Origin of the sequence: uncultured Lacinutrix sp., assembly GCF_947500325.1 — a bacterium.
Taxonomy (GTDB): Bacteria; Bacteroidota; Bacteroidia; order Flavobacteriales; family Flavobacteriaceae; genus Lacinutrix.
Genome location: NZ_CANMRQ010000010.1, coordinates 39,328 through 65,032, shown reverse-complemented (window position 1 = coordinate 65,032; position 25,705 = coordinate 39,328). Strand labels below are relative to the sequence as shown.

Sequence of the window (25,705 nt, the reverse complement as noted above, 5' to 3'; positions counted from 1 at the left end):
TTTTTTTAAGGATTTCTTATTATTAACGTTTTATATTATTGATTCTTTAATAAAGAGCGTTGTAAGTTAATGTAGTTAAGTGTATTATAATGAAAAAGTAAAAAAATAACTATTTTTACTTTTCATCGTCATATAATGAATAAAAAATTAGCTGTATTAACCTTCTTTATTGGAATCACTGTTTTTAATGGTTATTGCCAAGATAGTCCACCTTCAATTATAGCATCTGGGAGTCAAGGATATTGCCCTGGAACATCTGTTAATATTGCTACAGCTGTAGATATTACAGATCCAGATGTTGGAGATACAACATTAGATCTAATTCGCATTCAAATTTCTGAAGGTTATAATGCAGGAAATGATGAACTAACATTATCAGGGATACATCCTTCAATTACTACAGATTGGTCTGTTGCCTTAGGTGTTTTAACACTTAATGGACCAGCAACTTTTAATGAGTTTGAAGCGGCTATTTTAGATGTTCTTTTTCAAACTAGTCAAACAAATTTTACTGAAGATAAATTTTTTTCAATTAATATTGGTAGTGCTAATTATTTGCCTTCTACAGATCATTATTATTTTTATGTAGCAGATTTGAGTATTACCTGGACAGAAGCTGAAACTGCAGCCGCATCACAAAGTTTTTATGGGTTACAAGGCTATTTAGCAACAATTTCTTCTATTGAAGAATCACAATTAGCTGGAGAGCAAAGCCCAGGAGCCGGATGGATTGGTGCAACAGATGCCGAAATAGAGAATACTTGGAAATGGGTAACAGGACCAGAAGCAGGTACAGTTTTTTGGATAGGTCAAGAAAATGGAACGCCTCAAAATGGAGAATATAACTTCTGGAATACTGCAGAACCAAATAATTTTGGAGGAAACGAAGATTATGCACATATAACAGATCCTAGTATAGGGCAACCAGGTTCTTGGAACGATTTACCAGTAACAGGCGATTTAGATATTTCTAGTCCTTATCATCCAAAAGGATATTTAGTTGAATTTGGTGGAATGCCTGGTGATCCATCAATTAACTTATCGGCTAGTACTTCAATAATAACTCCAAGAATTATAGATGCTAATAATGCTGCCTTTTGTGAAAATGATGCTATCACTCTTAATATAAGTTCTAATACAGATACTATTTTATGGTATGATTCTGCAACATCTATCACTCCAATTCATAATGGGTTTACATACAATCCTGTATTAGTTACAACAACAACTTATTGGGTGGTACCTGTTTTTGCAGGTTGTACTGTTGGAGAAAGAACACAAATAATAGTAACCATAAATACCCAGCCAGAAGTTTTTAATACATCCATAAGACAATGCGAAGATGGTGATGTAAATGATGGTATTACAACTTTTAATTTGAATAATGTTTTTTCAGAAATAGTTAATGGCTCTACGACTAATTTTTCTATAAGTTTTTATAGTGATATAGCATTAACTAATCAAATTGATAGCGATTATACCAATACATCTAATCCACAAACTATATACGCGTTGGTGACAGACACAAATAATAATTGTACTAATACAGCAGAAGTTATATTAGAAGTTGGAACAGATGCTTTAAATAATGCGCTTTTATTAATATGTGATGATTCTTCAAATGATGGGCTTGCAACTTTTAATCTTTCAGAAGCGAATACGCAGGTACTTTTAGGATTACCTCAAGATATTATGTTAGAGTTTTACTTATCTATAGACGATGCGCTGCTTCAAAATAATCAATTAACTAATGATTATATAAATGTAATACCTGAGTCTCAAATAATTTATGTTAGAGGAGAACAAAATAATAACTGTTATGGTATTGCTCAAGTAGAGTTACAGGTAAACAGCGCACCAGATGTTATTGAAGATTCTGAAATATATTATTGTTTAAATGAGTTTCCTAATACGGTTTCTCTAACAAGTGGTGTTATAGGTAACTCTAATGATTTTTCTTACAGCTGGTCTACAAGTGAAGTTTCTGAAAGTATAGTAATTAATACTGTTGGAACATATGTGGTTACAATTACCGATAATAATACTAATTGTTCGATTTCTAGAAGTATAAATGTACTACCTTCTAATATAGCTACTATTGAAGAAATAGAAATACTAGATGTTTCACAAAATAATACAATTTCGATTTTTGTTTCTGGTGAAGGTAATTATCAGTATGCTTTAGACGATATAAATGGACCATACCAAGATGCTAATACATTTACTAATGTTACTGCAAACGTTCATACTGTATATGTTAGAGATGTATTAAATAATTGTGGTATTGTAAATCAAGATATTTCTGTTATAGGCTATCCTAATTATTTTACTCCCAATAATGATACTAAAAATGACACATGGAGTATAAAAGGACTTTTAGATAGTTTTAATGGTGTTTTTGTAGTAAATATCTATGATAGATATGGTAAACTTTTATACACATTAAAAGATAAAGAAGATAGCTGGGATGGCACCTATAATGGGGTGAAAATGCCAACTTCAGATTATTGGTTTACGGTCTTTTTGGGTAGAGGAAAAAACTTCAAAGGGCATTTTACTTTAAAACGTTAATTTATAAAATAAAAAGAACAGAATATTTAAGAAATTTTATCATTCTTTTAAGAAAATCATACGTTTTCTAAACTACTTTCGTTGTTTAATAAACGCTATGTAACCAATATCCAATCTAACTAATCTTAAATTATGCGTAAGTTATTACTTCTTGCTTCTTTACTATTTGCTACAGTGTCATTTTCTCAAACAAAAGAATTTAAAGTTATAGGTAAACTTATAGCTGCAAATGATCAATCTCCATTAGAAGCTGCAACAGTGTATATGCAACGTGTTAAGGATAGTACTTTGGTTACCTATACAATTTCAGATAAAAATGGTGTTTTTTCTTTAGAAGATACTACATCAGATGAGTATTTAAACTTTTACATTTCATACGTAGGTTACAAAACATATCTTCAGAAATTAAAAATAGATAAAGAAATAATCGATTTAGAGACTATTCTTTTAGAAGAGGATTCTAATACATTGGATGAAGTTATTATAAAATCTACTGCCCCAGTTACCATTAAACAGGATACTTTAGAGTTTAATGTTAAATCATTTAAAACAAAAAAAGATGCTAATGTCGAAGATTTATTAAAACAATTACCAGGCGTGGAAATTGATGAAGAAGGTAAGATTAAAGTTAATGGAAAAGAAGTGAATAAAATTTTAGTTAATGGAAAACCTTTCTTTGGAAATGACCCATCTATTACAACTAAGAATTTGACTAAAGATATAGTTGAGAAAATTCAAATTGTAGATACAAAAACAAAAGCAGAAGCATTCACTGGAGAAGCTGGAAGTAAGGAAAATAAAACAATAAACCTCACTATAAAAGAGGAAAATAACAAAGGCGTTTTTGGTCGTGTCGCAGCAGGTGGAGGAACAGATGAACGTTATGAGTTTGCAGGAATGTTAAATGTGTTTGATAATGATCAACGTATAAGTGTACTTGCTGGAGGTAATAATACTAATTCTCCAGGTTTTAGTTTTGGCGAAATTTCTAAAATGTTCGGTCGCGGTGGAGGCATGAATTTTGGAGGTAATGGCTCTTTTACTATTGGAGGCCGTTCTTTTGGAGGAGGACAAGGTATTACAACTTCAAAAAATGCAGGACTTAACTATGCCGATAAGATAGGTGAAACTACAGAAGTATCTAGTGATTATTTTTATGCTTCTAGTAGTTCTGTTAATGAGTCTTCGTCACAAAGAGAAACAATTTTATCAGATTCACGATTTTTTACAAATTCTAATTCAAGATCAGATAATGATACAGATAGTCATACAGCTAATTTAGAATTCGAAATTGAAACTGATTCTACATTTCAAATTAATATTGTACCATCATTTAGTTATTCAAAAACAAGAACAATATTTGGAAGAGAAGATGAAACACTAAATGAAGAACGAGTGTTAACTAACCAATCGTCTACAGATTCAGATGTGGAGCGTTTAGCAAAACAGTTTTCAAATCAGCTAACATTAACAAAACGATTTGGAGCTAAAGGAGCTTTTGTGCGTTTCGAATTAGAGAATAGGATTAATAGAGACGAGAGTGATGATTTTATAAATTCTAACACAGAGATTTTTGGAGCTAGTCCAGAAACTATTATAAGAAATCAATTTACAGATGGTGAAAATAATAGTAATGGTTTAACAGCAGAATTTACTTATCGTTTGCCAATAGTCGCAAAAAAATTATTCTTGAATTTTGAATATGAATACTCAAGAGATAAAGACGAAAATAGAGAAAGTACTTTTGATTTTGATGACATTTCTCAATCTTTTTCTATTTTTAATACAGATTTGAGTACGGATTTCGAATATACAGATTCTAGAAGTATTCCAGGTGTTGGTTTGACGTATAGAGGGAAAAAATGGTCTACACGATTTAATGCTAGTTACAATATAAGAACACTTAAAAATGAAGATTTATTAAGGCCTCAATTTAATGTAGAACGCGATTTTAAAAATTTACAATTGCGTTATAATATTGATTACAGGTTTAGTGAAAAAGAATCTATATATATGGGATATAGATTGAATAACAATCCACCAGCATTAAGGCAACTACAAGCTTACACAGATGTTTCAAACCCATTAAATACTATTATAGGTAATCCAAATTTAGAGCCATCTAATACTCATAGGCTTTATGTAGGTTATAATAGTTTCGATTGGCAAAAAAGAACAGGTATGTATGTTAATGTTAGTGCAAATGTTAATAATAACCAAGTGATTTCTAAAACTGTTGTAGAACCTGAAACTTTAAAAAGAACAACCACTTACGAAAATGTAAATGGTAATTATAATTTTAATGCTTCTGGTAATTATAGTAAGAACTTTAAGTTAGATTCATTAAGGAATATTAAATTAAGAGTAGGAGCTTGGTCTAGTTTTTCTAAGAACATTAATTTTAATAATGATATAAAATATTCAAGTACAGTATCTGCTATAACTCCTAATGTTGGGTTAGATTTTATCTGGAAAAATACTTTTGAATTTAAACCATATTATCGTATTACTTTTACTAATAATGCTTTTGATATAGATGCTTTTCAAGATAGAGAATTTACTAGGCATTCTGCAGGTATAAAAACAGCAACATTTTTACCTAAAAAATTAGAATGGAGAAATGATATTAGTTTTAATTATAATCCTGATGTAGCTGAAGGTTTTCAAAAAAGTGCTTGGTTTTGGAATGCAACGCTTGCTTATTCTGTATTAAAAGATAAAGGAGCTGTTACATTAAAGGTTTATGATTTATTAAATCAAAATACAAATGCTAGACGAACTGCTACTCAGGATTATATTGAAGATTCTCAAAGTACTGTGCTACAACAATACTTTATGTTAAGCTTTAGTTGGAAATTTAATAGTTTAGGCTCTAAAGGAGAAAGCTCTAAAAATAGTTTTCACATTTTTAACTAATACCATTTCTTAATAATGGAATATAATGCTGTATTTATATAATAGTAATAATATGATTCTTTAAATTTGTAGATGCTATTTTTTCTATAATTCCTTTTAATATAACCTATAATTGCTATTTGTCTATGTTAAAAGAAATATTAAATTCTTCTTAGTAAAGTTGTAATAAGAAATTTTAATAGTGGTTGATTTACCAACCGCCAGATGCGCCACCGCCGCCAAAACCGCCGCCGCCAAATCCACCACCAAATCCGCCGCCACCAAAACTTCCGCCAGAGCTACTACCTCCAAAACCGCCACCAAATCCTCCAGATCCACGTCTGTAACCACCGCGACCAGAGTTACTCAAGATAATAGCCTCTAAGATATCACGTCCTGTAGAGTTGTCTCTAAAACCTCGGCCACCATTTCCACCACCACGTCTATTTTTAGAAATGGAGATTAAAATAATGATGAAGACTATAAATAGAAATAAAAGAATACCAAAAGGAAAATCATTACCGCTACCTTGTTGTCTTGTGCCTTGATATTCGCCTTGCATGACTTCAAAAATAGAATCAGCACCTTTATTAAGTCCTCCATAATAATCATTACGCTTAAAATAAGGGATGATGTCTCGCTCAATAATACGGCGAGACATTGCATCGGTCATTAAGTGTTCTGTGCCATAACCTGTACTAATACCTATTTTTCTATCGTCTCTGGCTAAAAGTATAAAAATACCATTGTCTTTATCTTTATCTCCAATACCCCATTTTTGAGCCCATTGAGCACCTAAATAGTTAATATATTCTCCTTTAGTAGAACTAATAATAGCTACAACTATTTGTGTAGACGTTGTATCAGAGTATTTTATAAGCTTTTGCTCTAGTGTACGTTTTTGATTTGGTTTGAGTAACCCAATATAATCATAAACACTCGTTTGTCCTCCATTCGCAATTGGAGGCTTTGGAGGGATATTAAATTGAGCATAAGAAGCATTAAGCCCAAAGCATACTATTATTAATAGAAATAGTCTTTGCTTGGCAATGTTTAAAAATATATGTTTAAGGGTGTATAACATATTAACCTTTTGAAATGCTATCATCCAATTCATTATAGTCATGAGTAGTATATGGAAAATATGCTTTTAGCTGTTGTCCAGCTAATAAAATACCATCAACTAAACCTTGTTTAAAGTTTCCATTTTTAAAATGTTCTTGAATAACATTTTTAGTGTCATCCCAAAAAGTTTTAGAAACGACATCATTTATACCTTTGTCTCCATAAATAGCAAATGCATGATCTTTAACAGCCACGTATATTAAAACAGCGTTATGCAATTCAGTATTTTGCATTTTTAAAATAGAGAAAACTTCTAATGAGCGCGTATCTATGTCGCCATTAGAAGTTGTTTCAATATGTACTCTAATCTCACCAGAAGTTTCTTGTTCAGCTTCTCTAATAGCTGCGACAATCTCCTGTTCTTCTATAGTAGTTAAAAAAGCTTCAACAGTATTTTGCATAAGTTAGGATTCAATCAATTTTAATTGCTAAAATCAAACTCTACATCTGGAGCTTTTTCCGCACCTTTTTCAGATTTAAAGTAAGCCATAGGATCAAAACCTAATAGACCAGTTATAAATTTGTTAGGAAATGTTTTTACCATTTTATTATATGGTTCTACTTTTTCATTAAAGCGGTCTCTAGCTACATTAATACGGTTCTCTGTACCTTCTAATTGAGATTGTAACTCTAAGAAATTTTGGTTGGCTTTTAGCTCAGGATATCTTTCTACAGTTACTAATAAACGAGATAAAGCACTGCTCATACCGCTTTGAGCTTGATTGAATTGCTCTAATTGTTCTGGGGTAATATTTGTTGGGTCAATATTTACAGAGGTTGCTTTAGCTCTAGCATTTATTACAGCTTCTAATGTGCTTTTTTCAAAATCGGCAGCACCTTTTACTGTTTTTACTAGGTTTCCTATAAGATCGCTTCGTCTTTGATAGCTACTTTCTACATCTCCCCATGATTTAGTCGCGCTTTCTTTTAAGCTTACAGCAGAGTTGTTTACATTCATTGCCCATAAAGCAACTAGTACAAGTAGTACTATTGGTACAATCCATTTTTTCATAATGATATAGTTTAAAGTTGGTTTTTTAGTTTGATAAGTTGTGATTTAACACCTTCTAATTTACTAATAATTTCAAAATTAGTGAGACTTTTCTTTTTTTCTTCTTTTAAATGTGTCTTTGCGCCTTCTAATGTAAAGCCACGTTCTTTAACTAAATGGTATATAAATTTAAGGTTTTTTATGTCTTCTGGTGTAAATTTACGATTACCTTTAGCATTCTTTTTTGGTTTTAATACATCAAATTCTTTTTCCCAAAAACGTATTAATGATGTATTTACACCAAAGGCTTTTGCAACTTCGCCAATAGCATAATAACGTTTTTCTGGAAGTTCAATTTGCATTAATCTAAAGATTGGTTTTCTAGAGAAGCGTGCTCTAAGAGTTTACTATATTCTTCAGCTGTTAAACTACCATAATAGAAGTTTATAGGGTTTATGCGCTCTCCATCTTTAAAAATTTCATAGTGTAAATGTGGTGCTTCAGAGCGCCCTGTACTACCAACAAAACCTATTAAGTCTCCACGTTTTACTTTTTGATTTTTACCAACATTATATTTATATAAATGGGCATATAACGATTGGTATCCATAACCATGATCAATACGAATATGGTTTCCATAACCAGAAGAGTTACTGTCTGCTCGTGTAACAATACCATCACCTGCAGCATAAATTGGTGTGCCTCTTGGAGCAGTAAAGTCCATACCCCAATGTTTTTTTCTAGCTTTAGTAAATGGATCTGTACGCATTCCAAAACCAGAAGCCATTCTAGTTAAATCTTCATTGTTAACGGGTTGAATAGCTGGAATTGTAGCTAGAAATTTTTCTTTTTCTTCAGCTAAAATTTTTATTTCATCTAGAGATTTAGATTGTACCACGATACGTTTTTGAAGTATATCTATACGTTTATTACTTTCCTTGATTAATTTTGAATTATCAAAACCTTCAAAAACCTTATAGCGATTAATACCTCCAAAGCCAGCTTTTCTTTGTTCTTCAGGTATAGGGTTAGATTCAAAATATAAACGATATATATTATTATCTCTTTCTTCTACATTGGCAAGAACAGTTTCAGCTTCATTCATTTTCTTATTAAGTAAATCGAATTGAAATTGCATGTTCGTTAACTCGCGTTTTAAAGCTTTTTCCTTTGGAGATTCTAAAAACTGGCTAGCAAGAAAGAAAGTAAGGATGCCAAATAAAGCAGCAGAAAATAAAAAGGCCATAGCGTACTTAAAAGTACGACGTTTTTTTCGTGTTATTTTGCGATACGACAGCGTATCTGAATCATAATAATATTTTACCTTACTCATTATCTAATTTATACTATTTTTGCAGTTAAATACAGTATAAAAACATACTGCATTAATAAAAACGTAAAACAAATATATAAATTGTTTTGTTAAGCCCTATGCAGACCAAAACAAGATTAACATAGTTATATGAAATCTCAAGATATTCGCTCTAAATTTTTAACTTTTTTCGAAAGTAAAAAACACTCAATTGTGCCTTCTGCGCCAATGGTTTTAAAAGATGATCCTACATTAATGTTTGTTAATTCTGGAATGGCACCTTTTAAAGAATATTTTTTAGGAAATGGAGCGCCTAAAAACACAAGGTTAACAGATTCTCAAAAATGTTTACGTGTCTCTGGAAAACATAATGATTTAGAGGAAGTTGGTTATGATACTTATCATCATACTTTGTTTGAAATGTTGGGTAATTGGTCTTTTGGAGATTATTTTAAAAAGGAAGCGATTGCTTGGGCTTGGGAGTTATTAGTTGATGTTTACGGTATAGATCCAGATATACTTTATGTTACTGTTTTTGAAGGAAGTGATGATAAAGATAATCTTGAAATGGATCAAGAAGCATACGATATCTGGAAAGATATTATTCCTGAAGATCGTATTCTTATGGGGAATAAGAAAGATAATTTTTGGGAAATGGGAGCACAAGGACCTTGTGGACCATGTAGTGAAATACATGTAGATATACGCTCTGCTGATGAGAAAGCAAAAGTACCTGGTAAAGATTTGGTGAACATGGATCATCCACATGTGGTAGAAATATGGAACCTTGTATTTATGCAATATAATCGTAAGGCAGACGGCTCATTAGAAAATTTACCTAATAAGCATATTGATACAGGAATGGGTTTTGAACGTTTATGTATGGTATTACAAGATGTAAAGTCTAATTATGATACTGATGTTTTTACACCAATTATTCGCGAGATAGAAACTATAACAGATAAGGATTATGGTAAAAATGAAAAAATAGATGTTGCTATTCGAGTAATAAGTGATCATGTTCGTGCTGTAGCATTTTCTATCGCAGATGGGCAATTACCAAGTAATAATGCAGCTGGTTATGTAATACGAAGAATTTTACGCCGTGCTGTACGTTATGGATTTACTTTTTTAGATAAAAAAGAGCCTTTTATCTATAGATTAGTTGATGTGTTGGCTAAGAAAATGGGAAAAGCGTTTCCTGAATTAAAAACACAAAAGCAATTAATAGAAAATGTAATCAAAGAAGAAGAAACCTCTTTTTTAAGAACTTTAGACCAAGGTTTATTATTACTTGATAGGATTATAGAAACTACTAAAAGTAAAGAAGTTTCTGGTGTAAAAGTTTTTGAATTAAAAGATACTTATGGGTTTCCTGAAGATTTAACAGGCTTAATCTTAAGGGAAAGAGGATATGTATATAACGAAGCTGAATTTAAAACAGAACTTGAAAAGCAGAGAGGTCGAGGTCGAGAATCATCAGCGCTTAAGTCTGACGACTGGACTGTTTTAGTTGAAGATCAAGAACAAGAATTTATTGGTTATGATTCACTTGAAGCAGATGTGAAATTAACACGTTATAGAAAAGTTACCTCTAAGAAAGATGGTGAAATGTTCCAGCTAGTATTTAACATGACACCTTTTTATGCTGAAGGTGGTGGACAAGTAGGAGATAAAGGCTATTTAGAAGTCCCTAATGGAGATGTTGTTTATATTTTAGATACTAAAAAAGAGAATAATGTTATTATTCACTTTGCTAAAAATTTACCAAAGCATTTAAATGAAACTTTAAAAGCTGTAGTAGATGAAAAACAACGTTATAGAACTGAATGTAATCATACAGCAACACATTTATTACACCAAGCGTTACGAGAAGTTTTAGGAACACATGTAGAACAAAAAGGTAGTGCAGTGCATTCAAAATATTTGCGTTTCGATTTTTCACATTTTTCTAAAGTTACTGTAGAGCAATTACGTGATGTTGAAAATTTTGTAAATGCAAGAATTGAAGGCAAATTATCTTTAGAAGAAAATAGAAATGTTCCAATGGGGCAAGCAATAGAAGATGGAGCTATGGCTCTATTTGGAGAGAAATATGGAGATGCCGTAAGAACCATTCGTTTTGGTCAATCCATAGAGCTTTGTGGTGGAACTCATGTTAAAAACACTGCAGATATATGGCATTTTAAAATTACATCTGAAGGTGCAGTAGCAGCAGGTATTCGTCGTATAGAAGCCATTACAAATGATGCAGTAAAAGATTTTTATTTTGAAAATAACCGCGCATATTTTGAAATGAAAGACTTATTGAATAATGCAAAAGAACCAGTAAAAGCATTGGTGTCTTTAAAGGATGAAAATGTAGCTTTAAAGAAGCAAATAGAAAGTTTGTTAAAAGACAAAGCTAAAAACATGAAGGGAGAATTGGCCAATAATTTAACCGAGATTAATGGCGTTCAGTTTTTAGCACAAAAAGTAGATTTAGATGCTGGAGGAATAAAAGATGTTGCATTCGAACTTGGTAGTAAACACAAAAACCTATTTCTTTTATTTGGAACCGCAGTTGGTGAAAAAGCAATGTTAACGTGTTACATATCTAAAGAATTAGTGGCTGATAAAGGGTTAAATGCTGGAACAGTAGTAAGAGAGTTAGGTAAACTAATTCATGGCGGCGGCGGCGGACAGCCATTTTACGCTACTGCTGGTGGTAAAAATCCTGCAGGTATTGATCAAGCATTAAATGAAGCCAAAAAGTATATAGAGTAAATAAGTGTTTTTATACTTGATGTTACGTCTGATATGAAATTACAAACAGAAATAAAACTAAAGAAGCAAGAGGATAATTTAATAGATTATAACTCAAAACTCTTGCTTTTTGGGTCTTGTTTTTCAGAAAATATAGGTGATAAATTAGATTATTTTAAATTTCAGCGTTTTTCAAATCCTTTTGGAATTTTATTTCATCCTAAAGCAGTAGAGGTTGTAATAGAGCGTGCTGTTTTTAAAAAAGAATATTTAGAACAGGATGTTTTTTTTTATAATGAGCAATGGCATTGTTATGATGCACATTCAAAGTTAAGTAATATCTCAAAAGAAAATTTGCTTCAAGAGCTTAATGCTAATTTAGAGGCTGTAAATAATTATCTTAAAGATGTTTCGCACGTAGTAATTACTTTGGGAACAGCATGGGTGTACAGTTTAGTTGAGAACAATGTTATTGTTGCCAATTGTCATAAAGTACCACAAAAAAAATTCAATAAAACATTACTTTCTATTGATGAAATAGTAAAAAGTTTGCAAAAGAGTATTGAGTTAATTCAATCTGTAAATAAAAAAGTATCTATAACTTTTACAGTATCACCAGTTCGACATATAAAAGATGGTTTTATAGAGAACACTCTAAGTAAATCACATTTAATAGCTGCAATTCATTTGTTGTTAAAGCAACAATCATTAATCAAAAAGAAAGGATTAACATATTTTCCTTCGTATGAAATTATGTTAGATGAATTAAGAGATTACCGTTTTTATAAAAATGATATGTTACATCCTAGTGAAATAGCAATTCAATACATATGGGAAAAATTTAAACAAACTTGGGTAAAACAAGAGATTTATAAAACAATGGATCATATAGACACAATTCAAAAAGGGTTGAAACATATTCCAAAAAACAAGAGTTCTCATGCTCATCTTAAATTTATCGAAAAGTTAAACCAAAAAAAAGAAGTAATTCAATCTCTGTACCCTCAAATTATATTTTAATCTCTACTAAGTCACTAGACTTAAGTGAAAGATTTTCAAAAGGTTACCAATTTGTGAAATGAAAAAATTGAATTTTCACTTAGTCTAATATAATAATAATTTAATCGAATATATATAGCAGTATAGAATTTCATGTCTATATTTATAATGCTATTAATCAATACTATTTGTTAAACATCAGTTACCGATAAAGATATTCTGCTTTATGGTGATTGATGTTTTTTTTATTATACTTATTAATAATATCTAGTTTTTATTTACCTTAGAATTATGAGAAAAATTCTATTTGGAGTTATTATAACTTTAGTCATTTTGTTTGCATATAAATATTGTGGAGACAAGAGGAAAGATGAAATAGTACTTAAAGAAAGTTCTGTTTTAATTCAAGAGTCATTAAAAAATGTAGGGAAACTTGTAGTTACAGAAGGGCATTTTAGCGAAGTGTTTAACTATAAAAACTCGAAAGCTATTTTTTCAGATTATTTTTCTGCTGAAAAAAAAGCGTTAGTCGTTGTTAATGCAGATGTAACTATTGCCTATGATTTAAGTAAGATTGAATATAAAATAGATGAAGAGAAAAGAGTGTTAACAATTTTTAGTATTCCTAAAGAAGAAATAAAAATAAACCCAGATTTTGAATATTATGATATTCAGGCAGATTTTTTAAATCCTTTTGAAGCTAAAGACTATAACGCTATAAAAGAAACAGTAAACAAATCATTAATGGCTAAAATTGAAGCATCACAATTAAAATCTAATGCAAAAAACAGATTAATTAGTGAATTGTCTAAATTTTATATACTAACAAATTCTTTAGGTTGGACTTTAGAATATCAATCTCAAGCTATTTCTAATTTTGATGATATTAAATTATAGCTATTTCTAGTTTAGTTTTTTTAATAACTCTTTAGCATTTTTGTAGTTAAAATGCTTCTCATCTTTTACAAGTAATTGTAAAACTTCTCTAGCTTGACTTTTATTACCTTCTTTTAAGTAAGTTAGACTTTTAAACCAATAAGCTTTATGAAAATCTAGAGTATTACTTTGTAATAATACATCTAGTTTTTTAAGAGCTAAATCATAATGATTAAGCTCTAAATAACAAATAGCAATGTACAAATTTAAATTGGGGTTATATGTGTTTTTATTTTTGCTTTCTATTGCTATAAACATTTCTAAAGCTTCTTTGTAATGTTTCGTTTTGAATAAATTCTCTGCTTTAGATAAACTATTTTCAGTATTACTTTTTGTTGTAAAAGAAGGTAGGTCTTTTAGGTTATAATAGTCATTATATAAATCGAGAGAAGTAGGTGCTTTATTAAGAAAGTAATATCCTGAAAAAAGAATTAAAACAGCAGCAGCAATAGAAGAAGCATATTTAATAAAACTCTTAAACTTTTTTCTATCCGGTTGATAGTAGTTAGATTCTGCAGTTTTAACTTGGTTAGAGAAAGCAGTAATGTCTTCTCCTTTAAATAAATTACTAGTTTCTTTTAAATCTGATAAATTACCACTGTATAAATCCCAATCTGTATCACTATAAACAGTATCCATTTTTTTTAATATAGATACAGTGTCCATTAATTCTTGATTGTTTGATAGTTCTTTTTCAAAATTCAATCGTTCAATACTGCTCATTTCATTATCGAGATAAGCTCTGATTCTTTTAGATATGTTATCGTCTAAATTCATTTGTCTAACTTGAGTTTAGAAAACCTAAGATCTTCTTTTATTAGCTTGGCAAGCCTAGATTTACATTTAAAAACACGTTGTCTAGCTACAGTTTGAGAAGCATAAGAATACTTAGAAACAATTTCAGTATATGGTTTTTTTTCAAAAACCATATTCAATATATCTTTACATTGTTTTGAAAGTAATTCGAACTTTTCTTTATACAATTCCCATTGACTATGTTCTAAATAAAATGCAGCTTTGTCGAGTTCTTCATTAACTAGAGGGATTATGTTAGTTTTTGTTACCCTATATTTTGTGTTTTCTCTTTTCCAAAGATTTTTGCATACTGTAAATAGGTAATTATCAAACGACTGAATGTTAATTGAATCTTCTTTTAATTTAACGTAAATAAGTAGTAAGGCATTGTGAAAAATATCTTCTGCATCTTTTATAGAGCCATCTCTACTAGTAATATAATGTGAAACATATTTAAAAGAGTTCTTGTATATGTTATTTAAGAGCTCTGTATTTCCTTCTAAAAACTGACGAACAAAATCATCATTTTTCATATAGATTTTAATCTGTGTTTAATTTAAATCTAAGATAGTTCAAAAAAACTGGGTAACAAAAAAGCTAATTCTCCTCTTAATTGTGAATTAATTCAAAAAAAAGGCGGTATCCGAAAAGCCTATTTATAAAATAGAGTAGGAATTTAATTAATCAATTTAAACCCTTTAATTATGAAAAAAGTATTATTATTTTTCTTGATTATGTTAAGCTATGTAACAGTTCATGCGCAATGTAATCAAGGTGATTGTCAAAATGTTCAAGTAGCAAATGGGCAACAGTGGAGCGATTCACATGGAACACCTTCATGGAGTAATGGATCTGTATGGTTGTGGTCTTACTTCTCAAATTTTGCGCAAGGTATAACTGGTGAAGGAGTAAATTATTCTGGTTTCAATTTTGTTCAAGGTCAACAATATTGTGTTTCATTTAACTTAGCGGCAGCAACTAATACTGGACAAATACCCAATGCTAATTCTTCAATGAATGTTGTTTTAACTCAAAATGCTGTTATTGGTAATACAGGAACCAATGTAAATAATACAATTCCTCCAACCCCAAATCCTAATCAAGCAATAATGGGGCAAAATATATGGGCTAATGGGAATAATAGTCAAACATATACTTTTAATTTTACAGCAAGTCAAAACTTTAATAACATTTGGTTTTATCCTAGTAACCCATCTGCGCCAAATCCACAAATTGAGGTTCGTATATCTAATTTAACTATTTGTCAGCCTTGTGTTGCTCAACCAACAGTAATTACTGTAGATGGTACGGATGTTACAGATAGTTTAACATATACTATTCCTTGTGATACAAATTGTATAAATATTAATGCTACCAATATTCAAAATGCAGTATATAATACATCTAGTCCGGTATTTACAAATTTAAATGGGCTGTTTTGTTTGCCAAATGGTTCGACTTTAACGTCCTTTATTGCTAATATAACTGGTACAGATTCGTGTGGAGATCCTTACAACGAGAATATTACAATTAATATAGAGCAAGATTGTTGTAATGATGAACCATATATAGAACCATATTGGGATTTTTGCGATAGTTATAATGTGTGTGAATTAGATGAGTGGCCAATTCGTGTTTTAGATGCAGGAAATCCATTATTATTATTAGATGGATATACTTTTTCATGGACCTTAAATGGTAATGTGGTAGGCACATCAGATGCCTTGTTTGGAGTGCAAGCTGGACAAGAATATGAAGTTACGATAACTTATCCTAATGGATGTGTGTATACGTTAACATATTTAAAAGAATGCTGTACAGATGAAGTATCTGTAGAGTTTGTAGAATGTCCTCAAGACGTGAATAATCTAAGAGAATATTCTGAAAGTCAATATGATGTAGTTAGTCAATCAGATATAGAAAAAGCGATAGCTTTTTATAATGAAGTATCAGGAAATGGAGAAGATTGCGATCCATGTGATGCAGATGTGCCTGTTGTTTATACTAATGTGTTATTAAATGGAGCGCCAATAACTAGTTTTCAATCAGTAGTCTTATCTTGGGCAGGGAATCCAGGTGGAGTACCTATTAATATGTCTGGATTCTTTGTTTATACAGATGTATTATATACAGTAACTGTAACAATATTAGATCCTGAAGGACATGAATGTGTTTATACTTATGAGTTTATATATGAGTGTGAAACTGAGTGTGAAGTAACTGCGCCAACAAATTTACAGGTAGTAGGTAATACTTTAACTTGGGATCCTGTTCCTGGAGCTGTTGGTTATATAATTACTTCGCCAGGAGGTAATGTACCTCAGATAGACTGCGGATGTAGAGGTAATAATGGTGTGTCTATAGCTCCAGTAACAGTTAGCACAAATAGCTACACTTTACCAGCTTCATTAAGTGATAAATGTTTTGTGTGGCAGGTTACTGCAATTTGTGAAGATGAATCACAATCACCAATATCTTCACAAGCATGTTACACTCCTCAGGTTAAGGAGGATTGTGAAACAACTGCGCCAACAAATTTGCAAGTAAGTGGAAGTACGTTATCTTGGAATCCTGTTCCTGGTGCTTTATATTATACTATCTCTTCGCCAGCTGGTAATGTTCCACAAATTGATTGCGGATGTAAGTTTGGTGTGTCGATTGCACCAATATCTCCAATATATACCAATAGCTATACTTTACCAGCAAACCTAGCTGACAGATGTTTTGTATGGCAAGTAACTGCTGTGTGCAAGAATGGTGAAATGTCTCCTGTGTCATCCCAAGCATGTTATGGTGGCGATGGAGATATTAAAGACGTTAAAGAAAAAGTGTCTATTTATCCTAATCCTAATAATGGTGTTATGGATGTGAAAGTAGAAATGGATGGGCGTCAAGAAGTGACTTTAAGTATTCACAGATTTGATGGTACATTGGTTAAAACCATAGAAAACAGTAAAATAACTAATGGGGAGTTAAATTTAAACCTAAATTTAAAATCATCACTACAAAAGGGACTGTATTTCTTCACTTTTACTAGTGGAGATAAAACAATAACTAAAAAAGTTATGATAGAATAAAAAGTATAAGTAGTTTCAATTAGGCTAAACCTAATTGAAACTACTTTTTTAAAATCCTAAACCTAAAATTAAATATTATGAAAAAACTAAATAACATAATGATGTGTTTCATGTCATTATTAATGGTCTGTTGCAGTCAGGATTCTTTATCAGATATTGAGGTAAAAGAGACTAATAAAAAAGAGATTCAAAATAAAGGAAGTCTAAAAGAGAATAAAGGATTTATTATAAGATATAATGTGGGGACAACAGATGAAGAGAAAACAATAATAAGAAGTGAGTATGGTGTAGAAACATATAAGCAATGTTCTTGCTTCGATGAGGAATTAGAATTGTGGAATTTTGCTCAAAGTTTAGAGCAAACAGTAATAGAGGAGAAAAAAAATACGGCTAGTGACGATCCAGATTTAGACGGCTTAGGTGATAACGATCAAATACAAGTTCAGAACAATATTTTTGGAGCAGATTTTTTAAATGGTAATTTAAACCAGGCTTTAAGTTTGCAAGTTGATCAAAATGAAAATGTAACAATTGCTATTTTAGATACTGGAGTTAATTACATTGAAGGTGGATTCACTGAGCCATTTTTATATAATAATAGAAAGAATGAGCAATGTGAAACTATGGGTTCTCAAGATTTTTTTGGATGGGACTTTGTTAATGGGGATAATGATCCTTATGATGATAATAATCATGGGACATACATGGCAAGAATAATAAATGATAATTTAAAGGAAAAAAATATACCTCATCAACTTTTAATAGTTAAAGTTTTTGATGAAGAAGGTAAGACCGATGTGTTTACGATTTTATGTGGACTAAAATATATTTTGAGCAAGCCAGATGTAGATATCATAAATATGAGCTTTGGTATTTATTCATATCAAGAGTTGTTTGATAGGTTTTTAGGTGATTCTATTGATAAGACATTAATAGTTACGTCTGCAGGTAATGAAGAAAATAACAATGATTTTTTGCCACATTATCCTTCATCTTATGATCATGAAAATATACTTGCCGTTGCTGGTCTTAAGGATATTTTAGAAGAAAATATAGAAAGCCAAAATAATGCAAATCTTTTAGCTTGGTATTCTAATTATGGTGTAAACAGCGTAGATGTTGCAGCGCCAAGCGAAAATTATTCATTTGTTATAAATGGGCAAAATTTAACTGCACAAGGGACTTCTTTTTCAAGTGCATTTGCAACGTATAAAAGTGCAGAGTTATATACTAATAATATGCATCCAATTACATTAAAAAATATTGTTATAAATAATAGTGTAGTATTTGCTTCAGGATTAGAAACTATAAAATATAGATCTGCGTTGTTGGATTAAATATTAGTTTAATTTAGGTTTAGGTAACTTTGTTAAGCTGTAAACAGAGAGTGTGTTATATGCTCTCTGTTTTAAATTATAAAAAATATATAATTTGTAATTAGATTTTAATTAAATTTAAATAGAATACTTAATCTGTTTTAAAATTCTATGAAGTAGTATTAAAATCAATTGAACAATGTATAAAAGCATATTTTTTTTATTGTTAATATTTTTTAATAGTTTGATTTATGCTCAGGGAATTAGCTCTGCAAAATGTGATTCAATATTAAAATTAAATTCACTAACTAAGCTTCAAAAAGTTAGAGCTATAGAAGAGATAATAAATCAGGTAGCAGATGACGATATAGAACTTTCATTCATATATCATGATTTATCTAAATATTTATTTTTAAAAAAAATAGATATAGAAAAGGCAATTCTTTATGCAAAAAATGCTTCAGTTATAAGAAAAAAATATTATAAAGAATATCCTTCCTTTTTTAAAGCTAGTTTTAATAATTATGCAAAATTTCAATATGAAAATGGGAATTATTTAGATGCTCTAAAAACTTGTGATAGCTTGTTAGGGTTTTGTAGTAAAACTGAAGAGAGAAGAGCTAAAGTAAATTGGTTAAAAGCTAGAATTTATGAAGCTAAAGGCGACTTTAAAAATGCATTAAATAGCTATGCCATAAGTGAAGCGATTTATAAAAACAATGGCAATTATAAGAAGCTATTAAGTATTTATAAGAATATCTCGGCTATCTACGCAATATTAAGTGATGAAAAATATAAAAATGCTTTTTTTGATAATAACAATAAGATAAAAGTATTAGCAGAAAGATATTCTATACCCAAGGAGCAAGTAATAGGATTAAAGCTTAATATTGGTCATTTTTACGACACACTTAAGGAGTATGATTTAAGTTTGAAAAGCTATAACGAGGCATTGGAATTAAGTTTTGAACTTGAGGATTCTTTATCTATTTCAAAAGGGTTGAATAATGTTGGAGTAGTATATAAAAAAACGAATAATATAGATAAAGCTGCTAATTCTTTTAAAGCGGCATTAAAATATTCAAAAGGTATATCTATTCAAAGAGCGAAAGTTTACGATAATATAGGAGATATTCAACTCATAAAAAAAGAATACAAAAAAGCATTGCAACTTTATCATAAATCAATTTGCTTAATTACTTATGGTACAAATGAAGATTATAAGTCTTTGCCTAATTATAAGGAAATAGAATTGTCAACAAAAAAAATAGACATATTAGATTATTTAAAAGATAAAGCGAATGCTTGGGTTCAACTTTATAAAACAGAATTTAATAGTGAAGATTTAAAAAAAGCTCTTAAAACTATAGCATTGGCAGATAAAGTTGTTGACTTGATTTACTTTGAAAGTAGAGCAGATATATCAAAGCTCTTTTGGAGAGAAAAAGGCGCAGATTTATATCAAAAAGCAATAGAGGTCTCTTACTTATTAGATTTACCCGAAAGAGTATTTTATTTTACAGAAAAAAGTAAAGCACTATTACTTCTTGAAAATGTTACCAATATAAATGCTAAAACACTAGCAGGATTGCCTGGAGATATTGTTGAAAAGGAAACTAAATTATTAGAAGAAATAAATAGTTGTAGACAAAAAATAATACAAGTTTCTAAAGTTGATGTTAAAGAGAAGAAGCGTTTGGAAAACACTTTTTTTTCTAAAAAAAACCACTATAATAAATTTATTGATTCTTTAGAGTTAGTCTTTCCAAAATATCATAATCTTAAAAAAGGAATTCAGATTTATGATGCCAAAATGACTCAAAAGCATTTAAATGAAAAACAATTAGTATTACAATATAAAATAGATGAAAAACAATCCTACGTTTCTTTAATCTCTAAGAAGAAGATAAGTGTATATAAAATAGAAGAATCAAATCTTTTAAAGAGTAGAATTGCGCGGTTTCAAGAGTGTTTAAAAAAGCCATTTTTAAACCTTGATGATCAAGAATATTTTAAAAAAAATGCTCTTGAATTATATAAGCAGTTATTTCCTTTCGATGAGAATGATCCAAGTATTATAGAAAATAAACAATTGCTAATTATTCAAGATGGAATATTGCAAAACATTCCTTTTGAGCCTTTAATAGTGAAAAATAATAATCAGCCTATTAATGAATTGTTTATGCTTAACTTTAATACAATAAGTTATGCCTATTCATTTTCATCTTTAATAAGCTCTAGTAAAATAAAAAGAAAATATGCTAATGATTATTTGATAATGAGTCCAACATATTTTAAAAAAGAGCTAGGCTTGTTGCCATTAATAATAAGTAAAAATGAAGTAAGATCGTTAGAAAAAGAACTATATACGGAAGCGTTAATAAATGAAAAAGCTACAAAGCAAAAATTTAAAGAATCTTATGGAGATCATAAAGTAATACATGTGTCTACTCATGGTATGGGTTCAGAAAAAGGAAAACCTTGGTTAGCATTTTATGATGATAAATTAGAGTTAGACGAAATGTATTTTACTAATCAATATACGGATTTAGTCGTTCTTAGTGCCTGTAAAACATCTCGAGGAGAATTAAAAAAAGGAGAAGGCGTTATGAGTCTTGCTCGTGGGTTTGTTAATTCAGGAGCCCAAAGTGTTTTAGCTTCGCTTTGGGATATAGATCAAAAATCTAATAACGAAATAATTTATCAATTTTATAAAAATTTAAATGAAGGACAATTAAAAAGCGAAGCATTAAACAATGCAAAATTAGGCTATATAAACAAATATAAATATACAAGTGAAGTATCACCTTATTATTGGAGTGCAATTACGTTAACGGGTAATGATAAGGCAATTTTTAAAAAGGATAAAAAGATTTATAGAATGTTCTTTTTGTTGGTTCCTATATTTTTACTTTATAAGTATATAAAGGTAAGAAAGAATTCTGCTTAATATTATAATGAGTTGTTTTTAGTGTTATAAAGGCTATTAAATAATTAAGTTATAGGTTTAAAGATTTAGTTTTTTACTTAATTTATACCAGCCACCGCCATTAATAGCTTCTATATTGTTGCTTTTAAGTATGCTTGCAGCGCTAGCAGAACGAACACCACTTGCACAGCATGTAATAATTGGTTTGTTGAGTTTTTTTACGGTATCAATTTTTTGAGTTAATTGTTGTAATGGAATATGTTTTGAGCCTGGAATAGCTCCAGAATCATATTCGGTTTTTGATCTTACATCTAGAATAATGGCGTCTCTTGATTCAAAATCTTTAATCCTCTCTGTTTTATTGCCAAAAAAAATGTCTAAAAGTCCCATGGTTATGCTAAAATATGTTCTTCTGTTAAAGCTAATCCATCATTAATTAAATGTGCTATTTTTTTATTATCATATTTAATGTTTTCTAAATGATTTAGAATAGATGTTTTTAATTCGTTTGCATTAAAAATACAAGATAATTCATAAAGTTCTAAAGATAGTAGCCAATCTTTAGGATGATTATTTTTTACTAATTCAAAAAGTTGAGCTACTTTTTTAGGATTAGTTTTTTTAGTTTCTCTCAGTTTTCTGGTTTGGCTATAAAGGTGATCTAATTCTATTTGACCTTTACTTTTTTCTAGTTTAATAGTTTCTGTAGACGATACATGATACAAATTATTGAAAGATCTATAGTCTGCAGCACCAGCAAAAGCAGATGTAATATTAGAGCCAACAGCTAATTGAAATATACCTTGTTCAGGAGAAAATAGCACTCGATCTTTGTATGTTACCGTGCAGTCTTCAAATTCAATAAGGATTAGTTTGCCATAAATGTTTCTTATACCAGTTATGTTTAAACCTTCTATATTTATTCCACTTTCATATTCAAAAGCAATACGTTTGCCATCATAAAAATTATAAGCTTTTAAATCGCGTGGTCCCATATCTTCAATAGCTAAATTAATGCCTTTTAGTTTTCCAATAGGTGAGCTAATACCATTAGGGTTAGCTTTAGTACCATGACCAATAAGTTCTTTTTCTCTATTGGCTAATGCTGTTGGTCCTTCAGTTTTAAAAAAAACGACATTGTTGTCTTCGTCAGTAATCATTTCGGTGAAAGTTCCAGAAATTTGTAAGCCAGTATTTAACTCTATAGTTCCAATTTTTTTCGAATCAATTAATTTTTGTAACCCTCTAAAACCACCTTTTCTTAATGCCATGGTATTAGAAAACTCATCTAAAACTTGCATTAAATATGAGAAATCGGGAGTGACATATAATTGGGGTTGAGGTTTTGTGATGTCAAATTCTTGCTCGGCGGCGTCTATACTGTAGCGTATTTTTTCAACTTCTTCAGTCATACACCACTTACTCTCTCCAATTGAAGATAATAATCCCGCACCATATATTTTTGGGTTTTCAACTGTGCCAATCATTCCATATTCAACAGTCCACCAATGTAAATTTCTAATTTTTGCCATTTCAGAAAGTGGCACTTTTTTGTTTTGAAGGGTATTTACTAAATCTTCGGCAGTTTGTATCTCTTCTTTTTTAGAGTTAGATGCCTCTTTTAAAATAGATAAACTTCTAACAGCTTCGTACATGTCATTATCATGAGATGATAATATTGCTTTAGCTCCAATTTCTCCAAAACGTCTTAAATATTCTGCATAATCTGGATTTGCTATAATTGGAGCATGGCCAGCTGCTTCATGAATAATATCTGGAGCAGGTGTATACTCCATGTTTTCTAATTGACGAATATCACTGGCAATAACTAAAACTTTATAAGCTTGAAATTCCATAAAGGCATTTGGAGGAATAAAGCCATCAACAGCAACTGCTGCCCATCCAATATCTTTTAAAATACGATTCATTCCATACATACTTGGAATAGCGTCAATAGAGATGCCCGTTTTGTCTAATCCTTTAACGTAAGATTCATGTGCTACTCTACTTAAATAAGAAACGTTTTTGCGCATTACATAGCGCCAAACTGCTTGATTAATTGGAGAGTAATCGTTATAGTTTTGCGGCTTAATAAACTGTTGTAAATGTGGTGGTAATCTATCAATTAGTGGATTAGTTTCTATAGATGTATTCATGTATTTAGATAAGACTCTTTTTTATTAACCTAGTAAACAAAGTTATGAATTTATAAAATGAACTCTTAGTAAGTTTAAATAATGTTTTTCCTAGTCTAAATTGAATCTGTATATTAGTAACTTGTATGAAGATAGAAACAAGAAAACAACAAATTATAAATGCTGCAGCAACCCTTTTTAAAGAAAAAGGATATAGTGCGGTAACCATGAGAGATATTGCTAAATCGATGGGGATTAAAGCGTCAAGTCTTTATAATCATATTAGTTCTAAACAAGATATTTTAACAACTATAATTATTTCTCTAGCAGAGGAGTTTACTAATGGGATGGATGTTATAAAAACGTCTCAAATTGATAGTATTGAAAAACTAAAACAAATCATCTCATTACACATAAGTATTACTACATCTAATACTTTTGGTATGTCGTCTTTAAATAGCGACTGGATGCATTTAGAAGAACGACTTGATTATTATTTGAAACTAAGAGATGATTATGAAGAAAATTTTAGATGTATAATTATTAACGGGATAAAAAATAAAGAGATAATTGATGTTAATCCTGAAGTTATGCTGTTTTCTATATTATCTACCTTGCGTTCTCTATATCTTTGGATCCCTAAAAAAGAAGATTTAAAACAAGAAGAATTAGTAGAAAATTTAAGCCAAGTTTTAATTAGTGGTGTACAGAAATAATTCTTTTAAAATTTGTATATTTGTACAGTAAACTAACAATTGTTAGTTAAATTATACAAATGGCAGAATTTCATAATATACAAGTTAAAGATATTTATAAAGAGACTAAAGATTGTTCTGTAGTCACTTTTAATATTCCAGATAATCTTCAAGACGTATTCAGTTTTAAGCAAGGACAACATCTAACATTAAGAAAATTTATTAATAATGAAGATATTCGTCGTTCCTATTCGTTATGTTCTAGTCCGCTTGAAAAAGAATGGAAAGTAGCAATTAAACAAATTCCTGGAGGTGTTTTTTCTACCTATGCAAACACAGAATTAAAAGCTGGAGACACTATAGAGATAGCAGAGCCAACAGGACATTTTTATATAGAAACAGAAGCTAATGCATCAAGAAATCATATTGCATTTGCAGCAGGAAGTGGTATTACACCAATGTTGTCTATAATAAAGACGCATTTAATAGCGGAGCCTAATAGTACATTTAAATTGTTTTATTTGAATCGGACTGTAAAATCGATTATCTTTAAGGAGGAAATAGAACAACTTAAAAACCAGTTCTTTGGACGTTTTCAAGTGTTTTATTTTTTAACAAAAGAGCAGCGTGATATTCCATTATTAAATGGGAGATTTAATAGTGAAAAACTTCAAATTTTATCTAAAACGTTTATAGATATAGAAGATACTAATAGCTGTTTTATTTGTGGTCCGCAAGATATGATTTTCTTAATTCGTGATGAATTAGAAAAGGCAGGGTTGGCTAAAGAAAAAATACATTATGAGTTGTTTTTCTCAGGAGATGCAGATGATAATAAAATTGCAGAAGTTTTAGAACATAAAGTTGATGGTACAGATGTAACAATTATTGATGGCGGAAAAGAATTTCATTTTATTATGGAAGATGAATATGATAATATTTTAGATGGCGCTTTGGCAGCTGGAGCCGATTTACCATTTGCTTGTAAAGGAGGAGTATGTAGTACGTGTAAATGTGAAGTTAAAGAAGGAACTGTAGAAATGAAAATAAATTATGCTTTAGATGATAAGGAAGTAGCAAGAAACTTAGTGTTAAGTTGTCAAGCAGTGCCAACATCAGAAAAAGTAGTAGTCGATTTTGATGTATAATTGACTAAAAACGAATTACTATTCACTAAATACTAT

Annotated in this window: 19 protein-coding genes; 10 read left to right on the top strand and 9 right to left on the bottom strand. The window is 30.1% G+C overall.

The window, feature by feature from the left end:
• The first annotated feature begins 135 nt into the window (after positions 1 to 135).
• Both Q0997_RS12845 and Q0997_RS12840 read left to right on the top strand, forming a co-directional pair.
• The gene (locus Q0997_RS12845) at positions 136 to 2,571 is read left to right on the top strand and encodes a T9SS type B sorting domain-containing protein (protein ID WP_299889493.1); all 2,436 of its coding nucleotides are present in this window, start codon (positions 136 to 138) and stop codon (positions 2,569 to 2,571) included.
• Between the two features lie 132 nt (positions 2,572 to 2,703).
• Positions 2,704 to 5,487, top strand: coding sequence for an outer membrane beta-barrel protein (locus Q0997_RS12840; RefSeq protein WP_299889491.1), 2,784 nt, complete (start codon positions 2,704 to 2,706; stop codon positions 5,485 to 5,487).
• A 190-nt stretch (positions 5,488 to 5,677) separates the two neighbouring features.
• Here the strand turns inward: Q0997_RS12840 and Q0997_RS12835 are convergent, their stop codons facing one another.
• The 5 genes from Q0997_RS12835 to Q0997_RS12815 are packed head-to-tail and all read right to left on the bottom strand — an operon-like array spanning position 5,678 to position 8,915.
• Complete coding sequence (locus tag Q0997_RS12835; protein WP_299889489.1) at positions 5,678 to 6,550, bottom strand: YgcG family protein; 873 nt, start codon at positions 6,548 to 6,550, stop codon at positions 5,678 to 5,680.
• A 1-nt stretch (position 6,551) separates the two neighbouring features.
• Positions 6,552 to 6,992 carry a TPM domain-containing protein gene (locus Q0997_RS12830; RefSeq protein ID WP_299889487.1) on the bottom strand — a complete coding sequence of 147 codons (441 nt, stop codon included), beginning with the start codon at positions 6,990 to 6,992 and terminating at the stop codon, positions 6,552 to 6,554.
• Positions 6,993 to 7,012: 20 nt separating this feature from the next.
• Entirely contained in the window at positions 7,013 to 7,603 is a 591-nt protein-coding gene (locus Q0997_RS12825) for a LemA family protein (protein ID WP_299889485.1), read from the bottom strand.
• 11 nt (positions 7,604 to 7,614) lie between these two features.
• Positions 7,615 to 7,944, bottom strand: a complete 330-nt coding sequence (locus Q0997_RS12820) for a MerR family transcriptional regulator (RefSeq protein ID WP_299889484.1) — start codon at positions 7,942 to 7,944, stop codon at positions 7,615 to 7,617.
• Positions 7,944 to 8,915, bottom strand: a complete 972-nt coding sequence (locus tag Q0997_RS12815) for a M23 family metallopeptidase (RefSeq protein ID WP_299889482.1) — start codon at positions 8,913 to 8,915, stop codon at positions 7,944 to 7,946. Before Q0997_RS12815 ends, Q0997_RS12820 begins: the two co-directional genes overlap by 1 nt.
• Before the next feature lie 129 nt (positions 8,916 to 9,044).
• On the opposite strand from Q0997_RS12815, the gene alaS reads away from it, so the two are divergent.
• From alaS to Q0997_RS12800, 3 genes are all read left to right on the top strand, one after another.
• Complete coding sequence (gene alaS, locus Q0997_RS12810; protein WP_299889479.1) at positions 9,045 to 11,660, top strand: alanine--tRNA ligase; 2,616 nt, start codon at positions 9,045 to 9,047, stop codon at positions 11,658 to 11,660.
• Positions 11,661 to 11,693: 33 nt separating this feature from the next.
• Positions 11,694 to 12,659 carry a GSCFA domain-containing protein gene (locus Q0997_RS12805; RefSeq protein WP_299889477.1) on the top strand — a complete coding sequence of 322 codons (966 nt, stop codon included), beginning with the start codon at positions 11,694 to 11,696 and terminating at the stop codon, positions 12,657 to 12,659.
• A 270-nt stretch (positions 12,660 to 12,929) separates the two neighbouring features.
• Positions 12,930 to 13,535, top strand: coding sequence for a DUF4230 domain-containing protein (locus Q0997_RS12800; protein ID WP_299889475.1), 606 nt, complete (start codon positions 12,930 to 12,932; stop codon positions 13,533 to 13,535).
• A 6-nt stretch (positions 13,536 to 13,541) separates the two neighbouring features.
• Here Q0997_RS12800 and Q0997_RS12795 read toward each other — a convergent pair whose 3' ends face one another.
• Together Q0997_RS12795 and Q0997_RS12790 are read right to left on the bottom strand one after the other, a co-directional pair.
• Positions 13,542 to 14,351 (bottom strand): hypothetical protein, encoded by an 810-nt coding sequence (locus Q0997_RS12795; RefSeq protein ID WP_299889473.1) that lies wholly within the window; start codon positions 14,349 to 14,351, stop codon positions 13,542 to 13,544.
• A complete protein-coding gene (locus tag Q0997_RS12790; RefSeq protein WP_299889471.1) occupies positions 14,348 to 14,902 on the bottom strand; it encodes an RNA polymerase subunit sigma in 555 nt (184 codons plus the stop codon). The genes Q0997_RS12795 and Q0997_RS12790 overlap by 4 nt, the downstream gene beginning before the upstream one ends.
• Before the next feature lie 171 nt (positions 14,903 to 15,073).
• Here Q0997_RS12790 and Q0997_RS12785 point away from each other — a divergent pair, with 171 nt between their 5' ends.
• The 3 genes from Q0997_RS12785 (at position 15,074) to Q0997_RS12775 (ending at position 21,712) form a co-directional block, all read left to right on the top strand.
• The gene (locus tag Q0997_RS12785; RefSeq protein WP_299889469.1) at positions 15,074 to 17,446 is read left to right on the top strand and encodes a T9SS type A sorting domain-containing protein; all 2,373 of its coding nucleotides are present in this window, start codon (positions 15,074 to 15,076) and stop codon (positions 17,444 to 17,446) included.
• Positions 17,447 to 17,523: 77 nt separating this feature from the next.
• Positions 17,524 to 18,783, top strand: coding sequence for a S8 family serine peptidase (locus Q0997_RS12780; protein WP_299889467.1), 1,260 nt, complete (start codon positions 17,524 to 17,526; stop codon positions 18,781 to 18,783).
• A 223-nt stretch (positions 18,784 to 19,006) separates the two neighbouring features.
• Complete coding sequence (locus Q0997_RS12775; RefSeq protein WP_299889466.1) at positions 19,007 to 21,712, top strand: CHAT domain-containing protein; 2,706 nt, start codon at positions 19,007 to 19,009, stop codon at positions 21,710 to 21,712.
• Between the two features lie 57 nt (positions 21,713 to 21,769).
• Here the strand turns inward: Q0997_RS12775 and Q0997_RS12770 are convergent, their stop codons facing one another.
• Positions 21,770 to 22,081 (bottom strand): rhodanese-like domain-containing protein, encoded by a 312-nt coding sequence (locus Q0997_RS12770; RefSeq protein ID WP_299889464.1) that lies wholly within the window; start codon positions 22,079 to 22,081, stop codon positions 21,770 to 21,772.
• A 2-nt stretch (positions 22,082 to 22,083) separates the two neighbouring features.
• Positions 22,084 to 23,847 carry an aromatic amino acid hydroxylase gene (locus Q0997_RS12765; protein ID WP_299889462.1) on the bottom strand — a complete coding sequence of 588 codons (1,764 nt, stop codon included), beginning with the start codon at positions 23,845 to 23,847 and terminating at the stop codon, positions 22,084 to 22,086.
• Positions 23,848 to 23,972: 125 nt separating this feature from the next.
• Here Q0997_RS12765 and Q0997_RS12760 point away from each other — a divergent pair, with 125 nt between their 5' ends.
• On the top strand, positions 23,973 to 24,542 hold the full coding sequence (locus Q0997_RS12760; protein WP_299889460.1) for a TetR/AcrR family transcriptional regulator: 570 nt from the start codon (positions 23,973 to 23,975) through the stop codon (positions 24,540 to 24,542).
• Between the two features lie 59 nt (positions 24,543 to 24,601).
• Positions 24,602 to 25,669 carry a 2Fe-2S iron-sulfur cluster-binding protein gene (locus Q0997_RS12755; RefSeq protein WP_299889458.1) on the top strand — a complete coding sequence of 356 codons (1,068 nt, stop codon included), beginning with the start codon at positions 24,602 to 24,604 and terminating at the stop codon, positions 25,667 to 25,669.
• Positions 25,670 to 25,705 lie beyond the last annotated feature (36 nt).

What these genes read in the sequence shown, in the direction of transcription:
- Q0997_RS12845 (WP_299889493.1), top strand. Translation starts at nt 136, where the DNA reads ATGAATAAAAAATTAGCTGTATTAACCTTCTTTATTGGAATCACTGTT.
- Q0997_RS12840 (WP_299889491.1), top strand. Translation starts at nt 2,704, where the DNA reads ATGCGTAAGTTATTACTTCTTGCTTCTTTACTATTTGCTACAGTGTCA.
- Q0997_RS12835 (WP_299889489.1), bottom strand. Translation starts at nt 6,550, where the DNA reads ATGTTATACACCCTTAAACATATATTTTTAAACATTGCCAAGCAAAGA.
- Q0997_RS12830 (WP_299889487.1), bottom strand. Translation starts at nt 6,992, where the DNA reads ATGCAAAATACTGTTGAAGCTTTTTTAACTACTATAGAAGAACAGGAG.
- Q0997_RS12825 (WP_299889485.1), bottom strand. Translation starts at nt 7,603, where the DNA reads ATGAAAAAATGGATTGTACCAATAGTACTACTTGTACTAGTTGCTTTA.
- Q0997_RS12820 (WP_299889484.1), bottom strand. Translation starts at nt 7,944, where the DNA reads ATGCAAATTGAACTTCCAGAAAAACGTTATTATGCTATTGGCGAAGTT.
- Q0997_RS12815 (WP_299889482.1), bottom strand. Translation starts at nt 8,915, where the DNA reads ATGAGTAAGGTAAAATATTATTATGATTCAGATACGCTGTCGTATCGC.
- alaS (WP_299889479.1), top strand. Translation starts at nt 9,045, where the DNA reads ATGAAATCTCAAGATATTCGCTCTAAATTTTTAACTTTTTTCGAAAGT.
- Q0997_RS12805 (WP_299889477.1), top strand. Translation starts at nt 11,694, where the DNA reads ATGAAATTACAAACAGAAATAAAACTAAAGAAGCAAGAGGATAATTTA.
- Q0997_RS12800 (WP_299889475.1), top strand. Translation starts at nt 12,930, where the DNA reads ATGAGAAAAATTCTATTTGGAGTTATTATAACTTTAGTCATTTTGTTT.
- Q0997_RS12795 (WP_299889473.1), bottom strand. Translation starts at nt 14,351, where the DNA reads ATGAATTTAGACGATAACATATCTAAAAGAATCAGAGCTTATCTCGAT.
- Q0997_RS12790 (WP_299889471.1), bottom strand. Translation starts at nt 14,902, where the DNA reads ATGAAAAATGATGATTTTGTTCGTCAGTTTTTAGAAGGAAATACAGAG.
- Q0997_RS12785 (WP_299889469.1), top strand. Translation starts at nt 15,074, where the DNA reads ATGAAAAAAGTATTATTATTTTTCTTGATTATGTTAAGCTATGTAACA.
- Q0997_RS12780 (WP_299889467.1), top strand. Translation starts at nt 17,524, where the DNA reads ATGAAAAAACTAAATAACATAATGATGTGTTTCATGTCATTATTAATG.
- Q0997_RS12770 (WP_299889464.1), bottom strand. Translation starts at nt 22,081, where the DNA reads ATGGGACTTTTAGACATTTTTTTTGGCAATAAAACAGAGAGGATTAAA.
- Q0997_RS12765 (WP_299889462.1), bottom strand. Translation starts at nt 23,847, where the DNA reads ATGAATACATCTATAGAAACTAATCCACTAATTGATAGATTACCACCA.
- Q0997_RS12760 (WP_299889460.1), top strand. Translation starts at nt 23,973, where the DNA reads ATGAAGATAGAAACAAGAAAACAACAAATTATAAATGCTGCAGCAACC.
- Q0997_RS12755 (WP_299889458.1), top strand. Translation starts at nt 24,602, where the DNA reads ATGGCAGAATTTCATAATATACAAGTTAAAGATATTTATAAAGAGACT.